The organism is Actinomycetota bacterium, assembly GCA_005888325.1.
Taxonomy (GTDB): Bacteria; Actinomycetota; Acidimicrobiia; order Acidimicrobiales; family AC-14; genus AC-14.
This window is the reverse complement of the sequence record VAWU01000042.1, coordinates 1-4,419: the sequence shown is the minus strand read 5'-3', so window position 1 is coordinate 4,419 and position 4,419 is coordinate 1. Positions and strand designations below refer to the sequence as shown.

The window sequence follows — 4,419 nt, the reverse complement described above, 5'->3', positions numbered from 1 at the left end:
AAGGCGTGGGAGCGGGCCAACCGCGAGGACCTCCTGCTGCACCTGATGGAGGAGACGACGCCGCCGTCAGAGACCATCGGCGAACTGGTACGAACCGTCTTGTTCGTCGACCTTTCGAGCTTCACTCCGCTGACCGAGGCCATGGGCGATGCGGTCGCGGCCCGCGTCGTCGAGCGCTTCGCCGACATGGTGCGCGAACTGGCGTTTCATTGCGACGGCCAGGTCATCAAGCAGATCGGTGACGAGTTCATGCTGGTCTTCTCGCATCCCGCCTCAGCCATCGCTTTCGGCGTACGGATGCACGAATCGGCGGCTGCCGAGCCACGCTTTCCGGCGCTGCGGATCGGTGCGCACACCGGCTCGGTCCTGTACCGCGACGGCGACTACGTCGGCACCAACGTGAACCTGGCGGCCCGGATCACCGGGGCGGCCCGCCGCCACCAGTTCATGATCTCCGACGATGTCCGTCGCAGCGTCGCTGATCTCGATGTCGACACGCTCGGTCCAGTGACGCTCAAGGGAGTCGCCGAGCCGGTCGAGCTGTTCGCGGTGCACACCGCGGCGCCAAGGAGCGCCAAGACCACGGACCCGGTCTGCGGCATGGAACTCGACGACTCGTCGTCCGAGGCGAACCTCGGTTGGCACGGTCGCCAGATTCAGTTCTGCTCGGAGGACTGCCTAAGGCGTTTCCTCGACGCCCCCGAACGCTACGAGTTGGCGGGTGACCAACGATGATGAGCGGATCAGCGGCTCTCGTCGTGCTCATGGTCGTCATGATGGTGGTCGGTGCGGCGGCACGATGATAGACGGAGGACCTTTTATCGTCGCAAGCACAGCGACGACTCTGACGAGTGACGGCCTTAGCGCTGCGGCGCCGACCAGGCCGAACGTGAAGTATTCCAGCGAGCCTCGGGGTTCCAATGGTGTCCCTCCGGGTCGTTTTAGCGCCCTTGGTAGGACACCTTTCGAAGCGACAATTCGTGCAAACGGTCGTCAAACTACTCGATTATCTCACTCAGGGTGGCCAAGAGGAAGACGCGATCACGGAACGGAAACAGTAGCGATCGCAAGCTTCGAGTCCACTCTCGTGCACTCGTTATGCGATTGGGCCGCTTGTTGCTGGCCAGTGCCAAAATCGGCGTCCGATCACAGCACCCAGTCCGATGTGAGCATCGATGAAATCGTCGACGAAGCTGCTCAGATGGCGCTCTTGGCCGCAATAGGCACCGATCGCGCCAGTTCCTAGGCCGCATCACCGTTGCACGCGTGCGAACGTACGCGTGCTAGCCGAATTCCTCGCCGTCGCACTGCGGCACGCTCCGACGCTGGGCCGCACCGCGCTCGAGGCCGTCGTGAAAGTTCGGCCAGAACTCACACTGTTGGCGAATTGTCGTCAGTTTCGATCCGGTCTATCGCTTTGGCTTCTGACTGGCCTGACGATCTGAGCTTCGTCCTCGGTTACTGCCATCGTCGCGTTCGAGGTTGGCGAGGACGCGGTCGATCAGGCTGCTGAGCTGGTCCACTTCCTTGTTGGACAGGTGATCGAAGAAGTTGCGGCGGGTAGCGGCCACGTGTCCGGGCGCGGCGCGAGTGATTGCCGCGCGGCCGGCGTCGGTCATGCGGACCATGGCGCCGCGTGCGTCCTCCGCGCACTCCTCGCGGACCAGAAGGCCCCGCTTCTCCATGCGACCCAGTTGATGGGAGAGACGACTGCGATCCCACAAGATCTCGCGGCCCAGCTCTCGGGCGCGGAGCATGCCGTTGGGCGCCGCCGACAGGGGGACGAGGACGGCATAGTCCGCGCCGGACAGACCACCCTCGCGATTGATCTGCTCCTCGAGAACGCTCAGTAGGTCCTGGTTGAGGCGCAGCCAGCTCCGCCAAAGGTGGGCTTCGCGTTCGTCGAGCCAGCGCGGTTCTGCCATCAGCAAACCCTACCCGACTTTTTGTTGACGTGACAGCCATCAGCCGATATTGTGGTCACGTCAGCAAACCGAAGGAGATGATCCCTGTGTCGGATCGAACAGTCAGTGTGCTCCGGACCCGTGACGATCGGCTCATCCCCGTCGCCGGCGTTTACGACATTGACAGCCCCCACACGTCCGTCGAGTTCGTGGGCCGTCACCTCATGATCACCAAGGTACGCGGCCGGTTCAACGACGTGCGCGGTCAGATCACGATCGCCGAAGACCCGGAGAAGTCGCACGCCGAAGTGGGGATCGACGTCGCCAGCCTGAGCAGTGGCAACGACGACCGAGATGCCCACCTCAAGAGCGCGGACTTCTTCGACGTCGAGCACTACCCCACCATTACCTTCGCGTCGACCGAAGTGAGGCCATTGCACGACAACTCCTGGGAGCTGGTCGGCGACCTCACCGTGCGGGACACCACCAAGCCCGTCACCTTGCAAGTCGACTTCGACGGTGGCGGCGCCTCCCCGATGGGCGACGAGCGCATCGGCTTCAGCGCAGCCACCGACATCAACCGCGAGGACTTCGGGCTCATGTGGAACGTGACGCTCGAGACCGGCGGCCTCCTCGTCGGCAAGGCCGTCCGGATCGAATTGGCTGTCCAAGCCATCGCGGCCGCCAAGGCCGCGGTCGCCTGATCAGGCACCCGGTCAAGTGGAATCAACACGATCGAAGCTGCGAGTCGGAATCATCGGTGTCAACCCCACCCGGGGTTGGGCCGCCACCGCCCACATCCCGGCGCTGCGCGCGCTGCCGAACTACGAAATCCGCGCGCTGAGCGCGCGTAGCGCGGCGTCCGCGCGTGCCGCTGGCGAAGAGTTCGGGGTGACCGCGGTGTTCTCTAACCACGAACAATTGGTCACTCGCTCAGACATCGACGTGGTGGCAGTGACGGTCAAGGTCCCGCACCACCGAGAGCTCGTGTCCGCCGCGGTGGCCGCCGGCAAGGCCGTCTACTGTGAGTGGCCACTAGGGCGCGACCTCGACGAGGCGCAGGCGATGGCAACGCTCGCGGCCGAGCAGCGCGTGCGCACGGTCGTCGGGTTGCAGGCCCGCCAGGCCCCGGCGATCGAGTTCGTCCAAGAGCTGCTCCACGACGGCTATGTCGGTGAGGTCCTGTCGACGACCATGGTTGGGCTGTCGATTCCGGGCGACGCCGTGGTCAAGGCGAACGCCTACATGCTCGACAACACAAACGGGGCCAACCTGCTCACGATCGCGGTGGGCCACAGCCTGGACACCCTCAGCTACGTACTGGGCGAGTTCGCCGACCTGTCCGCGGTGTCGGATCTTCGCCGGCCGCTCATCAAGATCGACGAGACCGGCGAGGAGGTCGTGAAGACGGCAGCCGACCAAGTCGCGATCATTGGCACCCTCATCTCCGGCACGACCGCCAGCGTTCACGTCCGTGAAGCCGTGGCCGGCGGTACCGGCTTCCTGTGGGAGATCAACGGAACCGACGGAACGCTTCGGATCACCGCTGACGCCCCGTTCCCCGGAATCTTTCCTGTGAGCGTCGCAGGAGCACAGGGGCAGAGCGAGCCAGCCGGGCTCGTTGTCCCGGCCGCGTTGTCCCAGAAGTGGCCCGCGCTCACGAGCCTGCAAGGAGTTCCCGCCTTCAACGTCGGGCGTACCTACGCCGCGTTCGCGGCGGACATCGACAACGGGAAACACACCGTGCCGGACTTCGCGGATGCCGTCCGGCGCCACGAGGTCATCGCCGCCATCGAGAGGTCCGCCGCATCAGGGGAACGCGTGAAGGTATAGGCCGCTGCCCCGAGCCGAGTGTCAGAGCCCAGGAGGTTTGGATGACGGACACCATGCGTGCGATCGTCCTCGACGCGCCGGGCCCTCCCGATGCGCTGACGATCCGCGAGCTCCCAGTTCCGACGCCGGCCGCCGGCTGGGTGTTGATCGAGGTCAAGGCGTTCGGGCTGAACCGGTCGGAGCTGCATACCCGCCAGGGCCTCGCATCCGGTGTGACGTTCCCGCGGGTTCTGGGCATCGAGGCTGCCGGCGTCGTGGCCCAGTGTCCGGGCGGGGAGTTCCCCGTCGGCCACCAGGTCGTCACCATGATGGGCGGCATGGGGCGCACGTTCGACGGGGGCTACGCCGAGTACACGTGCGTGCCGGCGAGCCAGGTGATCCCGTTCGCAAGCGATCTCGAGTGGTCGACCCTCGGCGCCGTGCCCGAGATGCTGCAGACGGCGTACGGCTCGCTCACCGTCGGTCTCGACTCGCGACCCGGGCAGTCCATCCTCATTCGCGGCGGCACGTCTTCGGTGGGCATGGCGGCAGCAGTTCTCGCCAAGCAGCGGAACATGACCGTGCTCTCCACGACGCGCCGCGCGAACAAGCTCGCAGCCCTCACCGATGTCGGCGTGGACCACGTCCTCATCGATGACGGCAATGTTGCCCGGCAGGTGCGCGACATCCTCCCTGCCGGAGT

General features: G+C 65.4%; 5 protein-coding genes. 4 read left to right on the top strand and 1 reads right to left on the bottom strand.

The features are described from left to right. Positions 1 to 45: 45 nt before the first annotated feature. The gene (locus E6G06_14660; protein TML89323.1) at positions 46 to 735 is read left to right on the top strand and encodes a YHS domain-containing protein; all 690 of its coding nucleotides are present in this window, start codon (positions 46 to 48) and stop codon (positions 733 to 735) included. A gap of 674 nt (positions 736 to 1,409) precedes the next feature. On the opposite strand, the gene E6G06_14655 is transcribed toward E6G06_14660, so the two are convergent. Then, positions 1,410 to 1,925, bottom strand: a complete 516-nt coding sequence (locus E6G06_14655; GenBank protein ID TML89322.1) for a winged helix-turn-helix transcriptional regulator — start codon at positions 1,923 to 1,925, stop codon at positions 1,410 to 1,412. Positions 1,926 to 2,002: 77 nt separating this feature from the next. On the opposite strand from E6G06_14655, the gene E6G06_14650 reads away from it, so the two are divergent. The 3 genes from E6G06_14650 to E6G06_14640 all read left to right on the top strand — a co-directional run. Next, positions 2,003 to 2,608, top strand: coding sequence for a YceI family protein (locus tag E6G06_14650; protein ID TML89321.1), 606 nt, complete (start codon positions 2,003 to 2,005; stop codon positions 2,606 to 2,608). After that, positions 2,568 to 3,737 (top strand): Gfo/Idh/MocA family oxidoreductase, encoded by a 1,170-nt coding sequence (locus tag E6G06_14645; protein TML89320.1) that lies wholly within the window; start codon positions 2,568 to 2,570, stop codon positions 3,735 to 3,737. Before E6G06_14650 ends, E6G06_14645 begins: the two co-directional genes overlap by 41 nt. A 41-nt stretch (positions 3,738 to 3,778) precedes the next feature. Continuing rightward, positions 3,779 to 4,419, top strand: a 641-nt coding sequence (locus tag E6G06_14640) for an NADPH:quinone reductase (GenBank protein ID TML89319.1), incomplete at its 3' end; no start/stop codon positions are given.

Excerpts from the sequence above, each read along its gene's own strand:
- E6G06_14660 (TML89323.1), top strand. The coding sequence starts at position 46 with ATGGAGGAGACGACGCCGCCGTCAGAGACCATCGGCGAACTGGTACGA.
- E6G06_14655 (TML89322.1), bottom strand. The coding sequence starts at position 1,925 with ATGGCAGAACCGCGCTGGCTCGACGAACGCGAAGCCCACCTTTGGCGG.
- E6G06_14650 (TML89321.1), top strand. The coding sequence starts at position 2,003 with ATGATCCCTGTGTCGGATCGAACAGTCAGTGTGCTCCGGACCCGTGAC.